Origin of the sequence: Streptomyces sp. MspMP-M5 (assembly GCF_000373585.1) — a bacterium.
Lineage (GTDB): Bacteria > Actinomycetota > Actinomycetes > Streptomycetales > Streptomycetaceae > Streptomyces.
This window is the reverse complement of the sequence record NZ_KB891902.1, coordinates 66,955-82,306: the sequence shown is the minus strand read 5'-3', so window position 1 is coordinate 82,306 and position 15,352 is coordinate 66,955. Positions and strand designations below refer to the sequence as shown.

The following is a 15,352-nucleotide window of genomic DNA, read 5'->3' as shown; positions in this document are numbered from 1 at the left end:
CCCGTACCAGTAGGCTCCCCACCACCCGGACCCGTACCAGTAGGCTCACCACCACCCGGACCCGTACCAGTCGGCTCACCACCACCAGGGCCGGTACCTACCGCACCGCCGCCACCGGTACCACCGTCACCGGCACCACCGTCGCCTGAGCCGGAGTCGCCGCACGCGCACGCGTCACATCCGTCGTGATGCTGCATGCGGCCGTGTTCACCACTTACCCCCAAGGACCGACTCTGAGAAACGGCCTGGGATATTTCGGCGATCGGGACAACGGTCGCCGCACTCGCCACCACGACGGCAAGCGAACGGCCTATGAACGTACGCATCGCTTCTCCTACATCGACAGGCAATCGGACGCCGAATGGATACCTCCCCACGCCCGATGTCACACAGGCGCGCCGAAAATCCACTCCAACGGCCGGACGCCATTACCCTGATCGCCACAGCGATCAGACACCCGCGAAACGTGAAGCACACCGGCCCGGGCCTGACAGGCCACGGCGTGGGGCGGCATCGGCACTCAGAGGCTACTGTTACTCGAACTCGCACACGACATAGACCGTGGCCGTCCCCGCTGAGAATTTCCACACGCCACCAGCTGCAACTCGCACGGTCCAGCCCTTACCCTCATCCGTCGGGTGGTTGGTCCAGGCGAACATTCTCAAGCGCCCGGAGTCGCATCCGCCGCCAAGGACCGCAGAGCCCTCGGGGCAGCGTGCGGTGCCCTCTCCGTACGCTCCCCAGTACCTGCCCTTACCGCGAACTCCTGCTTGATGACTGCATAGCAGGGGCAGCCTGCGCTGGAGTGGCAATGGAACCTAGAAGCGCGGTGGACCCGAGAATAGCGGTGGCGATGCGACACATAAATTACCCCTTCTTCTCTGGTAGTTGAACCACGTTGCAGGTTGCCTGGATTTCGCTGAGTAAATCCCGATTCCTTGCCGAAATCGCCTATGGGGATTTCGCCGGTACTTGAGGGCCTTCTTACTCAACGGTATCGGAACAAGGCACTGACAGCTTTGGCGGGGCTGAGCCCGTCGTCGACGGCCAGCATTGCACCATGCAGCGGCTACGGGTTTCTCCTTGCACGGTGGCGCTGGGCGCGGCAGGGCAGCTTTCGGCAGGGGCAGGCCGGCCGGCCGCGAAGTCTTACGGGCGGTGAGTCTGGCCTGAGTCCTACAGGATGTGCGACAAAGGGAGTGCCACAGCCCCTGATGAGGGGACTTGGCGGGAGGAGGAGCCGATATGCCGAGCCCGCAGGACGGGACAAAGGACCCCACCGCGTGTACCTGACCGTCTACCTGCCGCTGCTCGCACCCGCCCTGCTGGCCGCCACCGGCCCGCGCCTGACCCTTCACCGTGCCCTGACCAGCCTGCGTGCCCTGCCCGCCGACGAACGCGCCGTACTGCTGGCCCACGAACGCGCCCATCTCACCCACCGCCACCACCGCCACACCGCCCTGGCCCGGGCCGCCTGCGCGCTGAACCCGCTGCTACGCAGCCTGCGCGGCCGTCTCTCCTTCACCTTGGAAAGCTGGGCGGACGAGGAGGCCGCAATGGCTGTCGCCAGTCGGCCACTGGCCGCTCGTCCCCAGGCCCGCGCCGCCGTCGCCACCGCCGCCAAGCATGGCGGTCCGACCACGGCACTGGCCTACCTGCGCCACAAGGTGACCGCCCGCATCCAGGCCCTCCAAGGCGTCCCGCCGCAAAGCCGCTACCGCATCGCGGTACCGGCCGCCGCCCTCGCCACCGTCACCGCCCTGGCCGATGTCACCGCGGCGCTCGGACGGTTCCTGGAAGTACTGCGCCCATGACCGGACTCGCCTCCGAACCGCCCCCCGCCGGGCGAGGCCCGGTGTGGCTGACCCGCAACGTCAAGACGCTGTGCGGGATCTCCTTCCTCCAGGACACCGCCAGCGAACTGCTCTACCCGATCCTGCCGATCTTCCTCACGATAGTGCTCGGCGCTCCGCCCGCCGCCGTCGGTGCGATCGAGGGCCTGGCCGAAGGCGCCGCCTCCGTCACCAAGGTCGCCGCCGGACGCCTGGCCGACCGCATCGCCCGCCGCCCGCTGATCGGCACCGGCTACGGCCTGGCCGCCCTCGGCAAACTGTTGCTCGCCCTCGCCACCGCATGGCCGCTGGTGATGATCGCCCGCCTGACCGACCGGCTCGGCAAGGGCATACGCTCCGCACCCCGCGACGCCCTCCTCATCAACGTCATCCCCAACGGGCAGCGCGGCAAGGTCTTCGGACTCCATCGCGCCGCCGACACCGCCGGCGCCGTCGTCGGCCCGCTGCTCGGGCTGGCTCTGTACGAGGCGCTCGACCATCACCTGCGTTCGCTGTTCTGGGTCGCCCTCGTCCCCGCCGTCGCCTCCGTGGCCCTGGTCACCGCCGTCCACGACCCCCGCACCAAGACCGTCAAGACCGCCACGGCCGCCGACACCTCCGCACCGGCGGGTCCCCCACGCACTCCATGGCGCGCACTGCCCGGCCGCTTCTGGCGGACCCTCGCGCTGCTGGCAGCCTTCAACCTGCTCAACTTCCCCGACGCGCTACTCCTGTTGCGCGCACACGACCTCGGTCTGACGACAGCCGGAGTGATCGGCGCCTACGCCGTCTACAACCTCGCCTACGCCGCCCTGTCCTACCCCGCCGGCGCCCTGTCCGACCGGCTGCCGCGCCCCCTGGTGTTCGCCGCCGGACTGGCCTTCTTCGCCACCGGCTACCTCGGCCTCGGCCTCATCCACACGCCCTGGCTCGTCTTCGTCGTACTGCCGCTGTACGGCGGCTTCAACGCCTGCACCGACGGAGTCGGCAAAGCCTGGATCTCCACCCTCGTCCCCGACAGTCAACAGGGCACTGCACAGGGCCTGTACCAGGGTGCCACCGGCGCCGCCGTCCTGATCGCCGGCCTCTGGGCCGGACTCGCCTGGGGCACCGACGGCCAGATCCCGCTCCTCATCGCCGGCACGGGCGCACTCGCCCTCGCCGCGGCCCTCCCCGCGCTTCCCGCCCTATGACTCTCCGCCCCCGCGGCCCACGCCATCCCCGCCGCCTCCGCAGCGCCTCGCTCGACACCCACCCAGATCAGCACGGACCCGTTCACCAACGCCTCCAGCCAGCACGCTACCGAGCTCGAACCCGACACCTACGCCTGGGGCAACACGATCGTCGCCTCCTCCCAGGTCAGCCGGTTCACCGACGGCGGCACCACCTGGCAGCACGGCAACCTCCCCGGCATCACCACCTACCAGGGCGGCAGTTGGGCGCGCGTCTCCGACCCCGCAGTGGCCTACGACGCCAGGCACCGCACCTGGATGGTCGCCGGCCTGGTCCTCGACTCCAACGCCAACGGTGCGGGTGTGACGGTCAGCCGCTCGACGAACGGAACGAGCTGGCAGAACCCCGTCATGGCGATCGGCAACGACGGCCAGGGCTACGACAAGGAATGGATCGCCTGCGAACACGGCTTCCAGCCCCCACTACGGCACCTGCTACATCGAGGTCGACGTCACGTCGTCCGGCAACCGGATCGTCATGAGCCGTTCGACCGACGGCGGCGCCACCTGGTCGGCCCCGGTGTCGGTGACCCGGGTCCCGGTCGACGCCACCACCAGCGGCGTCGACCATGCCACCTCCGGCAGCACGGCCAAGATCGGGCTCTACTACTACCTCTCCTGACGGCCAACTGCTGGCCCCCTGACCGTCACCGGCGGCAGCCATGCCTCCACCACCCATGGCGCGGCCACTGTGACCGCTCCGCACGGGACCACGGACTCCAGGCCCCTGCCGGTCCGTTACTGAAGCTCCGGTTCCGTCACATGAGGTGCGTTCCGGCATCCGTCCGAGCGCACCTCACGTCATCTGTGGGACCGGCGCCAAGAACATCGTCCGCGGTGGCCACGACACCCACCCGTTGCGCCTGGTCCCTGCTCAACGTCTCCCTCGACGGCCCTGTGAAGGGACGGCCAGGCGGCCGGCCGTGGCAGTGGACTCCTCGACGCGGGTCAGAAAGCGGTGTGGGCGAACCAACGGTCGAGTGCCGCGGTCTCGCCCGAGACGTGGAAGGCGGTTTCCTGGTACGACCGTCGCCCGTAGAGCACCATCAGAAGGTCCGTTGCCTGGCCCCGGACCGCCGCCGTCTCCGCGCCGGACAGCTCGGCGTCAGTGCCAGTCGATCGGCCTGGCAGCAGACGGAAGCCGTCCGGGTCCAACCGCACCCGCCACTCCTCGCCGATGTCGCCGGTACCGTCCAAGCACTGGAAAGCGATCACCTCGCCGTTGCCGCGCAGCTTCGTCACGGCCGGGGCGAAGAGGCCCGCGTAGGGCAGGTTGACGAGGAACTCGTCCACCCCGTCCGCTGCCAGTGTGGGATCGATCTCCGATTCCCGGCCGACCGCACGCTCCGCGTCCGCCCGGTGCACAAGGGTTTCGAACAGCATCCGACGGGCCCAGAACCGCGCGTGCTGGTCGTCTCCCCAGGCCCACATGGGAGCCAGGGGATCCGTCGCCCGCAGCACGGCGCTCACCGCAGGGACACCCTGCGCCACCCAGTCGGCGTACTCCTCGACACGTTCCGGCAGCCCCAGCTCCACCTCACGGCTGCGGGGCGGCTCCTGCACCAGGCGGCTCAGCAACGTGCAGAACCAGCGCTGCAACGCTCCCACGTGATGGGTGAGCTCGGTCAGCGTCCAACCGGGACAGGAGGGCACGGCGGTCTGGGGATCCACACCTTTGACCACCTCGGCGAAGCGCAGCGTCTCCTGCTCGATCGCCTGCTGATAGGTGTCGTAGGGCAGAGGGTGCCCCGACCTGTTCGTCGTCTCCATCTGCTGTCGCCTTCCGTCCATGGCACGGATCCGTCGTGATCAGGCGGACCCTTCGTGATCAAACGGACCCGTCGGGATGAGGCAGACCCGTCGTGGTCAGTGTGAATGCTGGAGTCCGCTCGAAGGCAAATCCGGGGCACCTCCGCGGTGCTCTGATCCGGCCGGGCCACCCGTGTGACCGCCTGCTGGATTGGTCAGAGCGGCGAGAGTGGCGTCGAGGTCGTCCGTGGCCTTGGGCTGGTTGTGGGGGAGCTTGGCGAGGATCTTGGCCATGCCGCAGGTGTCGGTGAGGGCGGAGAAGACCAGGCCGCCGGCGATGCCCGCGGACAGCAGGCGGGCCTTGGGCCAGCACCGACCGGCCAGCAGTCCGGTCAGCACGAGGGAGCCGGCGGCGAGGCGGACCTGTCGCTCCATCGCCCACACGGCACGAGAGCCGGCGGCGCGCTGGACATCGTGGCCGAGCTGCGTCCAGGCGGTGGTGCCGCCGGTCAGGCCGGCGGCGGCGATGCCGTGCTCGGCCAGGCGCTCACGGGCCTGGCCGGAGCGGACGCCGGAAGAGCATACGAGGAGGAGGTCGCCACGGCCGGCGGCGGCCTTCAGGGCCGGAAGGGCTACGTCGAGGTGGTCCAAGGGGACGTTGTGTGCGCCGGGCAGATGGCCGGAGGCGTATTCGCCGGGGGTGCGGACGTCGATGACGGTCAGCTCGTGCAGGCGGGCGTGGGCCTGGGCGGCGGTGAGAGCGGTAGTGGGTGCCACAGGGATTTTCCTTTGCTCTTCGTGGGTTACCCCCCTTCGACAGGGTACCGCTGGGGGTATTTCTGCAGCACTGCCTGACCATGCGGAGATGGGCGCGCCGAGGGCCGGGAGACAGAGGGCCGCATCCGCATCCGCATCCGCATCCGCATCCGCATCCGATGGCAGCGTTACGAGGCCGACCGGCGGCGGCCTGTTCCACCTCGATACACGCCTCGTCGTGGGGACTTCGCATCAGGCCATGTCGCGTTCGGCAGCGCGCCGTCAGTCAGCGTGTGGCCCAGCAACCATGGGGAGTTCAGGAGTTCAGGTCGATGAGCCAGTGGCTGCAGTGGCCGTATGGAGTGGCCCGGCGGGTCACGGTCTACCGACGCGTCGGCAACAAGGACGAGTTGGTGCAGCGGGTGGTGCTGCGGGAGCACCGGTACTTCGTCGCGGAAGTGGACGCGGAGGTGGACGCGGCGGTGGCCTGGCTGCCGACGATGGAGGAGGAGCTCCACCGTGCCCCAGGCGCCGGCGGCCAGTACGACCTGGTCGGCGTCGAGCTTCTCGCCCCGACGGGGGATCAACGCGGCCGACCGCACCGTATGGTGCGCCATCTGCCGCCCGGCCGCGGGTGGAGCGAGGTGACGGTGGTGCGGGCGTGGATGCGGGCGCCCAACTGCTGATTCACCTGGCCAGCCACAGCACCACGGCAGTGAGCCCGGCGCCCAACGCCCCGCCCGCCCACACCTGACGCCCGGTATGCGCTCCGATCCGCACCCGCGACCAGGCGACGAGCGCCAACAGGGGGACCCCGACAACCGCACACCACCCGCTCACCTCGATCGAGAGCAGGGCGACCCCGCCCGCCGCGGCGCTGGTGTGCAGCGAAACCTTGCCCCGGCGGGTGCACAGCATGAACGCCGCGCCGCCCAGCGGGGCGAGCGCCGCCGGCACGAGCAGTTCACGCGGGGCACCGAGCCACCAACTGGCCAGCCACACCACCAGGGCACCGGCCGTGGCCAAGGCGAGCGGCAACGGACGTTCGGCCCGGCGGCTCAGCTCCCAGTCCGACCACCAGCCCCGGCGCACCCCCAGGCCGATGGCCATCGCTGCCAGCGCCGCGCATCCGGCGGCGGTGATTCCCCACCCGGGCGAGGCCGCCCGCCAGCTGAGTGCGCAACCGGCTGCCACCGGCAGCACAGGGGGCGCGAACAGCCTGCCCGTCCAACGGGCCAGCCGATCGGGCGCATTACCAGTGCGCATGCGCTGCTCTGCCACACCTCACCACCGATTCGCCCAACCGGATGGTTTGGGGCATGCGCGTTCCACCCTCCAGGTAACGCTCCACACAGTTGCGCGGTCAGGGGGTAGCCGATGTCCAGGCTCTCGAACTGGCGGATATCCGCCGCGGCATGGCTGCTTCGCGGTGTCGACGCGCGGGCCGAGGGCGGTCGGGGGATCGCCTCGTGCCCCCCGGCCCGGGACGGTCGCCCCCGGCATATCGCCATCATCATGGACGGCAACGGACGGTGGGCCACCGCCCGCGGGCTGCCCCGGATCAAAGGTCACGAGGCGGGAGTGCGCGCGGTGCGGTCGGTGCTGGACGCGGCACTTGAGGAGAGCATCGGCCATCTGTCGCTCTTCGTCTTCTCCACCGAGAACTGGCGCCGGCCCCAGAGCGAAGTGGTGGCTTTGATGCAACTGGCTGCCGACAGCATCCGCTCCTTCGCCGACTACACCGAACGCGGCCTTCGCTTGAGATGGTGCGGTGCACAGGAAGGGCTGGCACCCCACGTGGTCGAGGCGCTGGGAGAGGCGGAGCTGCGGACCCGGCACGGCCGGTCCATGACCGTCGTCTTCTGCCTCAACTACGGCGGCCGGGCCGAAATCGCGAAGGCGGCTGCGGCACTGTCCCGCGCCACACTGGCCGGACGGCTGGAACCGGATGCCATCGACGAGCAGGTTTTCGCCCGGTACCTGCTGCTGCCCGACCTGCCCGACGTGGACATGCTCGTTCGTACTTCGGGAGAGCAACGGATCTCCAACTTCCTGCTGTGGCAGTCGGCCTATGCGGAGATCTTCTTCGTGGAAACCCTCTGGCCCGACTTCACCGGCGACCAACTCCGCCTCCTCATCCAGGCGTTCGCCGCCCGCAAGCGGCGGTTCGGCGCGGTGCCCGAGGCACAGTGACGGTCTCACCGGTGCTCTACGACATCCCGGAGCCGTCCGCCCGGTAGGGAGAAGCCATCGGCGGTGGCCGTCACGTCGGTCAGCGTGAGCGGCGGAGCGACGGCGGCCGGCACCGGGAGCGCGGCGTCCCACCGCACCGGCAGCACGCCGAAGAGCCGACCGCTGACGGCCGCCAGATCCACCTCGGCGGCCCCCGGGAGTTCGGCCTGGGCGCACTCCACGCGCTCCTTCCCGTCCGAGGTACGCACGGTGACCTGCACCCCGGTCAGCGCCAGGCGGTCGAACCGGCAGTGCAGCAGCGCGCGCCGGCCGTCCGAACGCCGGACGCACTGGGTGGACCTGGCACTGACGCTCCGGGCTCGTACCGTCAGCGGCGCGGACGCCAGGGACTGGCCGACCGCCGGGGCCGGCCCCGACCTCAACGCCGGCCCCGACCCCGACCCCGACACGACTGCACCGCTGATCAGGACCGCGACCGCCCACCCGACCCCCTTCACGCACACTCCCGGTCCGGGTCCGGGGCCGGGTCCGGGTCCGGGCCGGGGGCAGTGGGCGGAAGCCAGGCAAACCCCCACACGCCGCCGGCGCCGGCCAGCACGCTGCCCACCAGCAGACCTCCCACATTGCAGGTCACCAGGGCGACCAGCGCGAGCGCCAGCACCACCAGCCCCACCGGCGTGTGGAGCTGCGGATGCGTGAGCAGCATCAGGGAGGCCGCCAGCAGCGGCACGCTGGTGGAGAACCCCGCGCCGCCGACAATCCCGGCCACCGTCACCGTCGCCGGACCACCGGAGAACGGCAACAGCAGCATCTCCGCCGACCCCAGCGCGGCGAGCACGGCAGCGCCCCACGGGCGGCCACGCCGCCACGCCCGGTCACACGGCCGCATCAGTAGCATTCCGCCCGGCCGGGCTTGACGGTGACCTCCACATCGCGCACCCGGAAGCTTCCCGCCGTGGCGAGCGAGGAGGTGAACCGGTTCCGGGTCACCGCCACATGGCCGGCCCGGACACCCATGCCGCCCTTCGAAAGGAGCCCCACCCGCAATCCGGTGAAGGTGGCGTCGGTGCCGCTGACCCGGTCGGTATTGACCATCAACCCCCTGGCCTCAACCGGGACGGTGCGTCCCGCAGCACCCCGCAGGGTGAAGGAACCGAACGGTGTGGGCACCAGCAGGCTGGCGCACAGCCCCCGCACCGACGCCCGTTCGGCGCTGACCACCGCCACCGCGTGCCGGGTTCCGTCCTGCTCCGCCACGGAATCGGTCACCTCCGTGACCCCGTCGCCCTCCAGTTGCTCACCGGACACCTTGAACGCACTGCCCGAGCCCGCCACGGACACCGCCAACACGCCATGGGCCAGGCACAGCAGCAACCCGCCCGCACCCGCCAGCGCTATGGCCGAGGCGGCGGCCAACCGCCGCCGACTGAGCTGGTGATCCGGCCTTCCCGCACTGCGCGCATCTTCCACCACGGCTTCATTCAACTATTGAGCAACAGCCCCAGTCGCCCTTGCCGACCCGGCGCGCGGAGGCCCACAAGGGCTACCCGAAGCGCACGGGGGCGCGCGAAGCGCGTGCGCCCGGCTTGCGGCTTCTCCGCCCTGCACCGCACCGGACCGGACCGGACCGGACCGGACTCAAGTCACGTCGGCATGATCCGCCGTACGGCCCTAACGGCGGAGCGCTTCCGCGCCCGCGTACTGGGCGCCGTCACCCAACTGCTCCTCGATACGGATAAGTTGGTTGTACTTGGCGGTGCGGTCGGAGCGGGACAGTGATCCGGTCTTGATCTGGCCGCAGCCCGTGGCCACCGCCAGGTCCGCGATCGTGGTGTCCTCCGTCTCTCCCGAGCGGTGCGACATGACGACGGTGTAGCCCGCCCGGTGGGCGGCGTTGACGGTGGCCAGGGACTCCGTCAGGGTGCCGATCTGATTGACCTTCACCAGGACCGAGTTGGCGACGCCGGAGTCGATGCCCTCGCGCAGGAGGGTCTCATTGGTGCAGAACACGTCGTCACCGGTGAGCTGGCAGCGCGCACCGACCCGTGCGGTCAGGTCCCGCCATCCCGGCAGGTCGTCCTCGGCCATCGGGTCCTCGATCGACACGATGGGGTAGGAGTCGATCAACTTGACCAGGTAGTCGGCGTGTTCGGCGGGTGTGCGCCGCACTCCTTCCCCGGTGTAGTCATAGACGCCTTCGCGGAAGAACTCGGACGACGCCGGGTCCATGACCAGGCCGATGTCCGTGCCCGGCCGGTAGCCCGTGCGCTCGACGGCGGCGACGACGAAGTCCAGGGCCTCTTCGGCGGTGCGCAGGGCGGGTGCGAAGCCGCCCTCGTCGCCCACGCCTGTGGAGTGCCCGGCGGCGAGGAGGTCGCGGCGCAGGGTGTGGAAGATCTCGGACCCCATCCGCACGGCCTCGGCGAAGCTCTCCGCGCCGATCGGGGCGATCATGAACTCCTGGAAGTCCAGCGGATTGTCGGCGTGCGCGCCCCCGTTGACGATGTTCATCATCGGTACGGGCAGCAGTCGGGCGTCGGAGCCGCCGAGGTAGCGGTAGAGCGGCAGGCGGTGGGCGGCGGCTGCGGCCTTGGCGGTGGCCAGGGAGACCCCGAGGATCGCGTTGGCGCCGAGCCTGGACTTGGTGGGGGTGCCGTCCGTGGCGACGAGGGCGGCGTCGAGGCCGGCCTGGTCCTCGGCCTCGCGGCCGAGGACGGCGGCTGCGAGCTCCGTGTTGACGTGGCGTACCGCCTGGTCGACGCCCTTGCCGTGCCAGCGGGCCGGGTCGCCGTCGCGGAGTTCGACGGCCTCGCGGGCGCCGGTCGAAGCGCCGGAGGGGACTGCGGCCCGGCCGATGGATCCGTCCGCCAGTTCCACGTCCACTTCGACGGTGGGGTTGCCCCTGCTGTCGAGGACGCGGCGGCCGGTGACGGAGGTGATGGCGGTCATGGGAGCCCTTCCCGTTGTCGCATGCGTGCCGGGGTCCGGCTGCGGCGACGGTGGCGCTGAACCCGGCGCAGAAAACTCTACAGCAATGCTGCACAGATGTGCTGTTCAGTTCTGCTGCTCAGTCCTGCTGTGCAGTTCTGTTGTGCAGTTCTGCTGTGCAGCTACGCTGCGTTAAAATTCGGTATGCCCCTTCCGGAATCCGCCGCTGTGGCGGCCGAACTGCGCACCTCGATGGGAAAGCTCACGCGGCGCGTGAAGCTCGAGGACCAGATGCCGCACGGCCAGGTGGCCGTCCTCGGCGCGCTGGACCGCAGCGGCGCGATGACGACCAGCGAACTGGCGGCCGATCAGCGCGTGCGCCCGCAGTCCATGGCCCGAGCCGTTGGGCTGCTCATGGAGCAGGGCCTGATCACGCGCCGGGCGCATCCGACCGACGGCCGCAAGAGCCTGGTCGAGCTCTCCTCTGCGGGACAGGCCCTACTGGAGGAGGAGCGGGGGCGCAGGGCGGATTGGCTTGCGCGCGCGATTGAGGCGGAATTGACCGGGGACGAGCGGGAGCTGCTGGCGCGCGCGATCGGGCTGGTGGAGAGGCTGGCGGCGCACTAGGCGCATTGCCCTGGGAGCCGAGCTCGGCCTCCCCTGCCCCCGGACGGACATGACCCGGACGCTCCGCATCGCGCCGATCGAGCGTGATCATGCCGACCATGGCCCCGTCGAGGTCGGTCACAAAAAAGCCAGGGCGCCGCCCAGGCACCGCGCGCTCGTGCTCGTCACGCGCCGGCAGCGCACCCCGTAGCCCGGGCCGGCCCCGTAGCCCGTGACCACACCCCAGAGTCGGCGGAGACGGGACCGTCGTCCACGTGGGTCATCGATTCCGCCTGCCCTGCACCCGCAGCCTGCCCTGCATCAACCACCACAGGCCCCAGCAACAGGAGCCCAGGAGCAGCGCGTTGACGATGATTCCCATCCATGCCCAGACCGGGAAGATGACGTTCACCCCGAAGAGGAGAACGAAATTCGCCGCGACGAACAGCAGCCACACGGGAGCGGCCGGCCGTTTGGGGCGAATCGCCGTGTTGACCAGGGCCGCCACCGCAGCTACCCCGGTGATGAGCAACTCCCGTGGAATGCCGTGCCAGAACGGCCTGATCTCGTGATCCCACAGGACGAGGGCACCGACCCAGACCAGGGCAAAGCAGCCCACGGCTCGCACCAGAAGGGCCGTGGACAGCTGCGGCCCGCGGACGGGTGCCGGAGCCCCGGCAACGGCACCGGGCGATGGCGCGACGAGAGGCTGTGGTGGGGCGAACGGCACCGGTGGCGCACCGAAACCCGGTGGCACCGGTCCTTGCCCCGGCGGCACGACTGCCGTCGGCACCGGAGTCTGCGGCAAGGAAACCCGGGTCGCCTCGGCACCCCTCGCGACGGCATCCAGCGCGGCCAACGCCTGTTCGGCGGTGGCCCGTTGGGACGGATCCTTGGCCAACAGGGCTGTCAACACCGGCGCCAACGGCCCGGCCCGCTCCGGCGTCCGCAGCTCCTGCGTGACGATGGCGATACACAAGGCGGTGAACGTCTCGGCGGCGAACGGCGGTTGACCCTCGACGGCGGTGTACAGGGTGGCGCCCAGCGACCAGAGATCGGTGGCGGGCGTCGGCGGACGGCCCTCCAATTGTTCGGGGGCCATATAGGCAGGGGTGCCGATGAGGGTTCCGGAGTGGGTGAGTGCCATCGTGGCGTCCGACATGTGCGCGATGCCGAAGTCCGTGATGATCACCCGGTCGTCCATCAGCAGAACGTTGTCGGGCTTGAGGTCACGGTGGACGATGCCCGCAGCGTGTGCCTGTCCGAGCGCCTTCAGCATCAGGGCGCCGATCGCCGCGACCCGCCGAATCCGCAGGTGTCCGTCGTGCTCCACGGCGGCGGCAAGGGACATGCCCGTTGCGTACTCCATGACGATCACGGGTGCCCCCTCGTGCTCGACCACGTCATGCACGGTGATGATCCCCGGGTGGTTGAGCCGCGCGGCAGCCCGCGCCTCGCGCATCACGCGCCGGAGCAGGACGTCCCGGTCCTCGTCGCTCACGCCCTGTGGAAGCGTGACCTGCTTGACTGCGACTTCCCGGCCCAGCGTCTCGTCGCGGCCCCTCCATACACGGCCCATACCGCCCCGGCCGATCAGCTCCAGAAGCCGGTACCGGCCGCCTATTAACGCCCCGCTCACCTCTGACATGGCGCATACCCTAGCCGTACTCCACCGACCGGCTGCGCCTTTCCTGACGCGGTCCGGTCTCTTCGAGGAGGCGTTGGTAGCGGCCGGGAGTTTGGCCGATGGCTACGGTGAAGGCGTGGATGAAGGTGCTGGGGTTGGACCATCCGCAGGCGTGAGCGGTGGTGGTGACGGTGTGCCCCTCCGAGAGCAGGACCAGGGCGTGGTGAAGGCGCAGTTGGGTGCGCCATTGATGAAAGCTCATGCCCAGTTCGTCGTGGAACAGCCGGCTGAGGGTGCGTTCGCTGGCCCCGACGGCCTGGCCGAGCGCCACGAGTGGAGCGGTGTTGGCGGGGTTGTCATGGAGCAGGCGGGCCAGGGCCCGTAGCCGGTCGTCTTGGGGTTCGGGCAGGTGGAGAGGTTGCTCTGAAGACGTGCTGACTTCGTCGACGAGGATGGTACGTAATCGGGTGCGGGTGGCCGGGCGGTAGGTACGGCTGCCGGTGAGCGCCAGCAGGACTTCGCGGGCCAGTCCGGAAATGGCGAGTACGGCGGGCCGGTCGGGAAGGGCTCGGGCCAGAGAGGGCGCAATGAACACGATGCGCATGTCGGTGCGGCCGTGGGCTTGGTGCTGGTGCTCGGTCCGGGCCGGGGTCCAGGCCGCTCGGTTGGCGGGGCAGATCCATCTGCCCCGCTGAGTGGTGACTGACAGGATGCCGCTGGCGGCATAGACGAGGTGTCCGCGCTCATGCTGGTGAGGGGGGCTGATATCGCCATGGGTCAGGTCGTGGGAGATCCAACCTGCTCTGGGCAGATGGCGGGCTACGAGCATGACGTGGCAGCTTATCGGTAGCCCGCAAGGCACCGCATCGGTGAGATTGTGGTTCATGTCTGCACATCCGCACTTACCATCGACTGCTGCGATCCGGGATGCCTTGAGGGGGCCTTCGGGGCGGCGCCGCCGACTGGCGGTGCTGGGGATCTGTGGTCTCTCGCTGTTCATGACCTATCTGGACAACACCATCCTCAACGTCGCGTTGCCCACGATCCAGACCAGTCTGGCCTGCGATCTGACCGCACTGCAGTGGGTGATGGATGCCTACCTGCTGGTGCTGGGCAGCCTGCTCCTGCTGGCCGGCTCCCTCGGCGATCGGTTGGGGCGACGTCGACTGTTCCTGTTCGGGCTGCTGGTTTTCACCGTGGGCTCGGCGCTGTGCAGCGTGGCGATGAACCTGGAAACGCTGGTCGCCGCGCGGGTGGTTCAGGCCATCGGCGGGGCTGCGCTGACTCCGACTTCGCTGTCGATCGTGCGCGATGTCTTCCGTGACCCTGGTGAGCGGGACAAGGCACTGGGGGTGTGGAGCGGGATCTTCGGCGTGGCCACCGCCTGTGGGCCACTGGCCGGCGGGCTGCTCGTGAGTGCCGCGGGCTGGCGCGCGGTGTTCTGGGTCAACGTCCCGCTCGGCCTGGCCGCACTGGTGCTCACGCCCCGGTTCGTGCCCGAGTCCCGGGCAGCCCGACCTCGTCGGGCGGACCCGCTCGGACAGGGCTTGATGATGGTGTTTCTCGCCACGTTGACCTACACGCTGGTCCAGGGGCCCAGGGATGGCTGGGCCAGCCCACTGACGGTGACTGGTCTTGTGCTCGCTGCCGTCGCGCTCATCGCGTTCGTCGCGGTCGAACTCGGGCAGCGCGAACCGATGTTGGACCTGCGGTACTTCCGGAGCCCTCCGTTCACCGGTGCGAATGTGATCGCTCTGCTGGCGTTCATCGCGCTGGCCGGCTTCCTGCTCGTCAGCACGCTGTACCTGCAGCAGGAGCGGGGGCTGTCCGCGCGAAGCGCCGGGGTGGCTCTGCTGCCGGCCACGGTGGCGATCGCTGCCGGAGGGCCGTTGGGCGGCTGGTTGGTGGCCCGTTACGGGCCCCGCCTGCCGTTGACTGCCGCCGGCCTGTTCATGACGGCGGGCAGCGCGGTGCTTCTCGGGTTGAGCCCCGCCACCCCCTACGCGCAGGTCGCACTCGCCTATGTGCTGCTGGGCGCCGGGTTCGGCCTGGTCAACCCGCCGATCACCAGCATCGTCGTCAGCGGTATGCCGGCCAACCAGGCCGGGGTCGCCTCGGCGGTGGGTGCCACCACGCGTCAGTTCGGCAATGCCCTGGGCGTTGCCGTCCTGGGAGGGCTGCTGGCGGTCGAGCTCAAGTCATCAACAAGCCCGCACCTCCTCGGCGACGGCGTGCGCCTGCCGTGGGCCTTCCTCACTCTCGATGGCCTCGCCGTCACCGCCGTCGCACTGCTCACCACCAGGCGGCGGCCGGGACACGACGGCGGAGTGGCCGGCTCGCCGAGCATGACGACACCAGGGGAAGCGCAGCCAGTCACCAGCCGGCTCGACCCAGCGGATTGAATCAGGCGCCTGTCAGCTCAGCACATC

General features: G+C 69.9%; 15 protein-coding genes and 2 pseudogenes. 7 read left to right on the top strand and 10 right to left on the bottom strand.

The genetic code is table 11. The features are described 5' to 3' along the window. Positions 1 to 1,283 precede the first annotated feature (1,283 nt). The 3 genes from B073_RS40845 (at position 1,284) to B073_RS46585 (ending at position 3,686) form a co-directional block, all read left to right on the top strand. Positions 1,284 to 1,814 (top strand): hypothetical protein, encoded by a 531-nt coding sequence (locus tag B073_RS40845; protein ID WP_018540530.1) that lies wholly within the window; start codon positions 1,284 to 1,286, stop codon positions 1,812 to 1,814. Continuing rightward, positions 1,811 to 3,025 (top strand): MFS transporter, encoded by a 1,215-nt coding sequence (locus B073_RS0123500; protein WP_018540529.1) that lies wholly within the window; start codon positions 1,811 to 1,813, stop codon positions 3,023 to 3,025. The genes B073_RS40845 and B073_RS0123500 overlap by 4 nt, the downstream gene beginning before the upstream one ends. Before the next feature lie 517 nt (positions 3,026 to 3,542). Beyond that, the gene (locus tag B073_RS46585) at positions 3,543 to 3,686 is read left to right on the top strand and encodes a hypothetical protein (RefSeq protein WP_018540526.1); all 144 of its coding nucleotides are present in this window, start codon (positions 3,543 to 3,545) and stop codon (positions 3,684 to 3,686) included. Positions 3,687 to 4,012: 326 nt separating this feature from the next. Here B073_RS46585 and B073_RS0123480 read toward each other — a convergent pair whose 3' ends face one another. Continuing rightward, positions 4,013 to 4,834, bottom strand: a complete 822-nt coding sequence (locus B073_RS0123480; protein ID WP_037812483.1) for a maleylpyruvate isomerase family mycothiol-dependent enzyme — start codon at positions 4,832 to 4,834, stop codon at positions 4,013 to 4,015. 195 nt (positions 4,835 to 5,029) lie between these two features. After that, a pseudogene (locus B073_RS0123475) lies at positions 5,030 to 5,590 on the bottom strand (rhodanese-like domain-containing protein); the annotation flags it as partial. A 311-nt stretch (positions 5,591 to 5,901) separates the two neighbouring features. Between B073_RS0123475 and B073_RS49080 the strand changes: the two are divergent. Continuing rightward, positions 5,902 to 6,255 carry a hypothetical protein gene (locus B073_RS49080; protein ID WP_018540523.1) on the top strand — a complete coding sequence of 118 codons (354 nt, stop codon included), beginning with the start codon at positions 5,902 to 5,904 and terminating at the stop codon, positions 6,253 to 6,255. A 1-nt stretch (position 6,256) separates the two neighbouring features. On the opposite strand, the gene B073_RS40835 is transcribed toward B073_RS49080, so the two are convergent. Continuing rightward, a complete protein-coding gene (locus tag B073_RS40835) occupies positions 6,257 to 6,835 on the bottom strand; it encodes a hypothetical protein (protein WP_158690192.1) in 579 nt (192 codons plus the stop codon). Between the two features lie 111 nt (positions 6,836 to 6,946). Here B073_RS40835 and uppS point away from each other — a divergent pair, with 111 nt between their 5' ends. Beyond that, a complete protein-coding gene (uppS, locus tag B073_RS0123460) occupies positions 6,947 to 7,762 on the top strand; it encodes a polyprenyl diphosphate synthase (RefSeq protein ID WP_078508141.1) in 816 nt (271 codons plus the stop codon). A gap of 5 nt (positions 7,763 to 7,767) precedes the next feature. Here uppS and B073_RS0123455 read toward each other — a convergent pair whose 3' ends face one another. The 4 genes from B073_RS0123455 to eno form a co-directional block, all read right to left on the bottom strand. After that, a complete protein-coding gene (locus B073_RS0123455; RefSeq protein ID WP_018540520.1) occupies positions 7,768 to 8,259 on the bottom strand; it encodes a hypothetical protein in 492 nt (163 codons plus the stop codon). Next, the gene (locus B073_RS40830) at positions 8,256 to 8,651 is read right to left on the bottom strand and encodes a DUF6114 domain-containing protein (protein ID WP_018540519.1); all 396 of its coding nucleotides are present in this window, start codon (positions 8,649 to 8,651) and stop codon (positions 8,256 to 8,258) included. Before B073_RS40830 ends, B073_RS0123455 begins: the two co-directional genes overlap by 4 nt. Then, complete coding sequence (locus tag B073_RS0123445) at positions 8,651 to 9,247, bottom strand: DUF6230 family protein (RefSeq protein ID WP_158690190.1); 597 nt, start codon at positions 9,245 to 9,247, stop codon at positions 8,651 to 8,653. The genes B073_RS40830 and B073_RS0123445 overlap by 1 nt, the downstream gene beginning before the upstream one ends. A 186-nt stretch (positions 9,248 to 9,433) precedes the next feature. After that, positions 9,434 to 10,711, bottom strand: coding sequence for a phosphopyruvate hydratase (gene eno / locus B073_RS0123440; protein ID WP_018540517.1), 1,278 nt, complete (start codon positions 10,709 to 10,711; stop codon positions 9,434 to 9,436). Between the two features lie 183 nt (positions 10,712 to 10,894). Between eno and B073_RS0123435 the strand changes: the two genes are divergently transcribed. Further along, entirely contained in the window at positions 10,895 to 11,317 is a 423-nt protein-coding gene (locus B073_RS0123435; RefSeq protein ID WP_026247657.1) for a MarR family winged helix-turn-helix transcriptional regulator, read from the top strand. A 16-nt stretch (positions 11,318 to 11,333) separates the two neighbouring features. Here the strand turns inward: B073_RS0123435 and B073_RS48075 are convergent. The 3 genes and pseudogenes from B073_RS48075 to B073_RS40820 form a co-directional block, all read right to left on the bottom strand. Continuing rightward, positions 11,334 to 11,501 (bottom strand): annotated as a pseudogene (locus tag B073_RS48075) (GNAT family N-acetyltransferase); the annotation flags it as partial. 75 nt (positions 11,502 to 11,576) lie between these two features. After that, complete coding sequence (locus tag B073_RS42915; RefSeq protein ID WP_051094150.1) at positions 11,577 to 12,944, bottom strand: serine/threonine-protein kinase; 1,368 nt, start codon at positions 12,942 to 12,944, stop codon at positions 11,577 to 11,579. Positions 12,945 to 12,954: 10 nt separating this feature from the next. Then, positions 12,955 to 13,809: an AraC family transcriptional regulator gene (locus B073_RS40820; protein WP_234025144.1), complete on the bottom strand. Its 855-nt coding sequence runs from the start codon at positions 13,807 to 13,809 to the stop codon at positions 12,955 to 12,957. Positions 13,810 to 13,921: 112 nt separating this feature from the next. Here B073_RS40820 and B073_RS0123420 point away from each other — a divergent pair, with 112 nt between their 5' ends. Further along, the gene (locus tag B073_RS0123420) at positions 13,922 to 15,325 is read left to right on the top strand and encodes a DHA2 family efflux MFS transporter permease subunit (protein WP_158690189.1); all 1,404 of its coding nucleotides are present in this window, start codon (positions 13,922 to 13,924) and stop codon (positions 15,323 to 15,325) included. The last annotated feature ends 27 nt before the right edge of the window (positions 15,326 to 15,352 follow it).

Excerpts from the sequence above, each read along its gene's own strand:
- B073_RS0123500 (WP_018540529.1), top strand. The coding sequence starts at position 1,811 with ATGACCGGACTCGCCTCCGAACCGCCCCCCGCCGGGCGAGGCCCGGTG.
- B073_RS46585 (WP_018540526.1), top strand. The coding sequence starts at position 3,543 with ATGAGCCGTTCGACCGACGGCGGCGCCACCTGGTCGGCCCCGGTGTCG.
- B073_RS0123480 (WP_037812483.1), bottom strand. The coding sequence starts at position 4,834 with ATGGAGACGACGAACAGGTCGGGGCACCCTCTGCCCTACGACACCTAT.
- B073_RS49080 (WP_018540523.1), top strand. The coding sequence starts at position 5,902 with ATGAGCCAGTGGCTGCAGTGGCCGTATGGAGTGGCCCGGCGGGTCACG.
- B073_RS40835 (WP_158690192.1), bottom strand. The coding sequence starts at position 6,835 with ATGCGCACTGGTAATGCGCCCGATCGGCTGGCCCGTTGGACGGGCAGG.
- uppS (WP_078508141.1), top strand. The coding sequence starts at position 6,947 with ATGTCCAGGCTCTCGAACTGGCGGATATCCGCCGCGGCATGGCTGCTT.
- B073_RS40830 (WP_018540519.1), bottom strand. The coding sequence starts at position 8,651 with ATGCGGCCGTGTGACCGGGCGTGGCGGCGTGGCCGCCCGTGGGGCGCT.
- eno (WP_018540517.1), bottom strand. The coding sequence starts at position 10,711 with ATGACCGCCATCACCTCCGTCACCGGCCGCCGCGTCCTCGACAGCAGG.
- B073_RS0123435 (WP_026247657.1), top strand. The coding sequence starts at position 10,895 with ATGCCCCTTCCGGAATCCGCCGCTGTGGCGGCCGAACTGCGCACCTCG.
- B073_RS42915 (WP_051094150.1), bottom strand. The coding sequence starts at position 12,944 with ATGTCAGAGGTGAGCGGGGCGTTAATAGGCGGCCGGTACCGGCTTCTG.
- B073_RS40820 (WP_234025144.1), bottom strand. The coding sequence starts at position 13,809 with ATGAACCACAATCTCACCGATGCGGTGCCTTGCGGGCTACCGATAAGC.
- B073_RS0123420 (WP_158690189.1), top strand. The coding sequence starts at position 13,922 with ATGACCTATCTGGACAACACCATCCTCAACGTCGCGTTGCCCACGATC.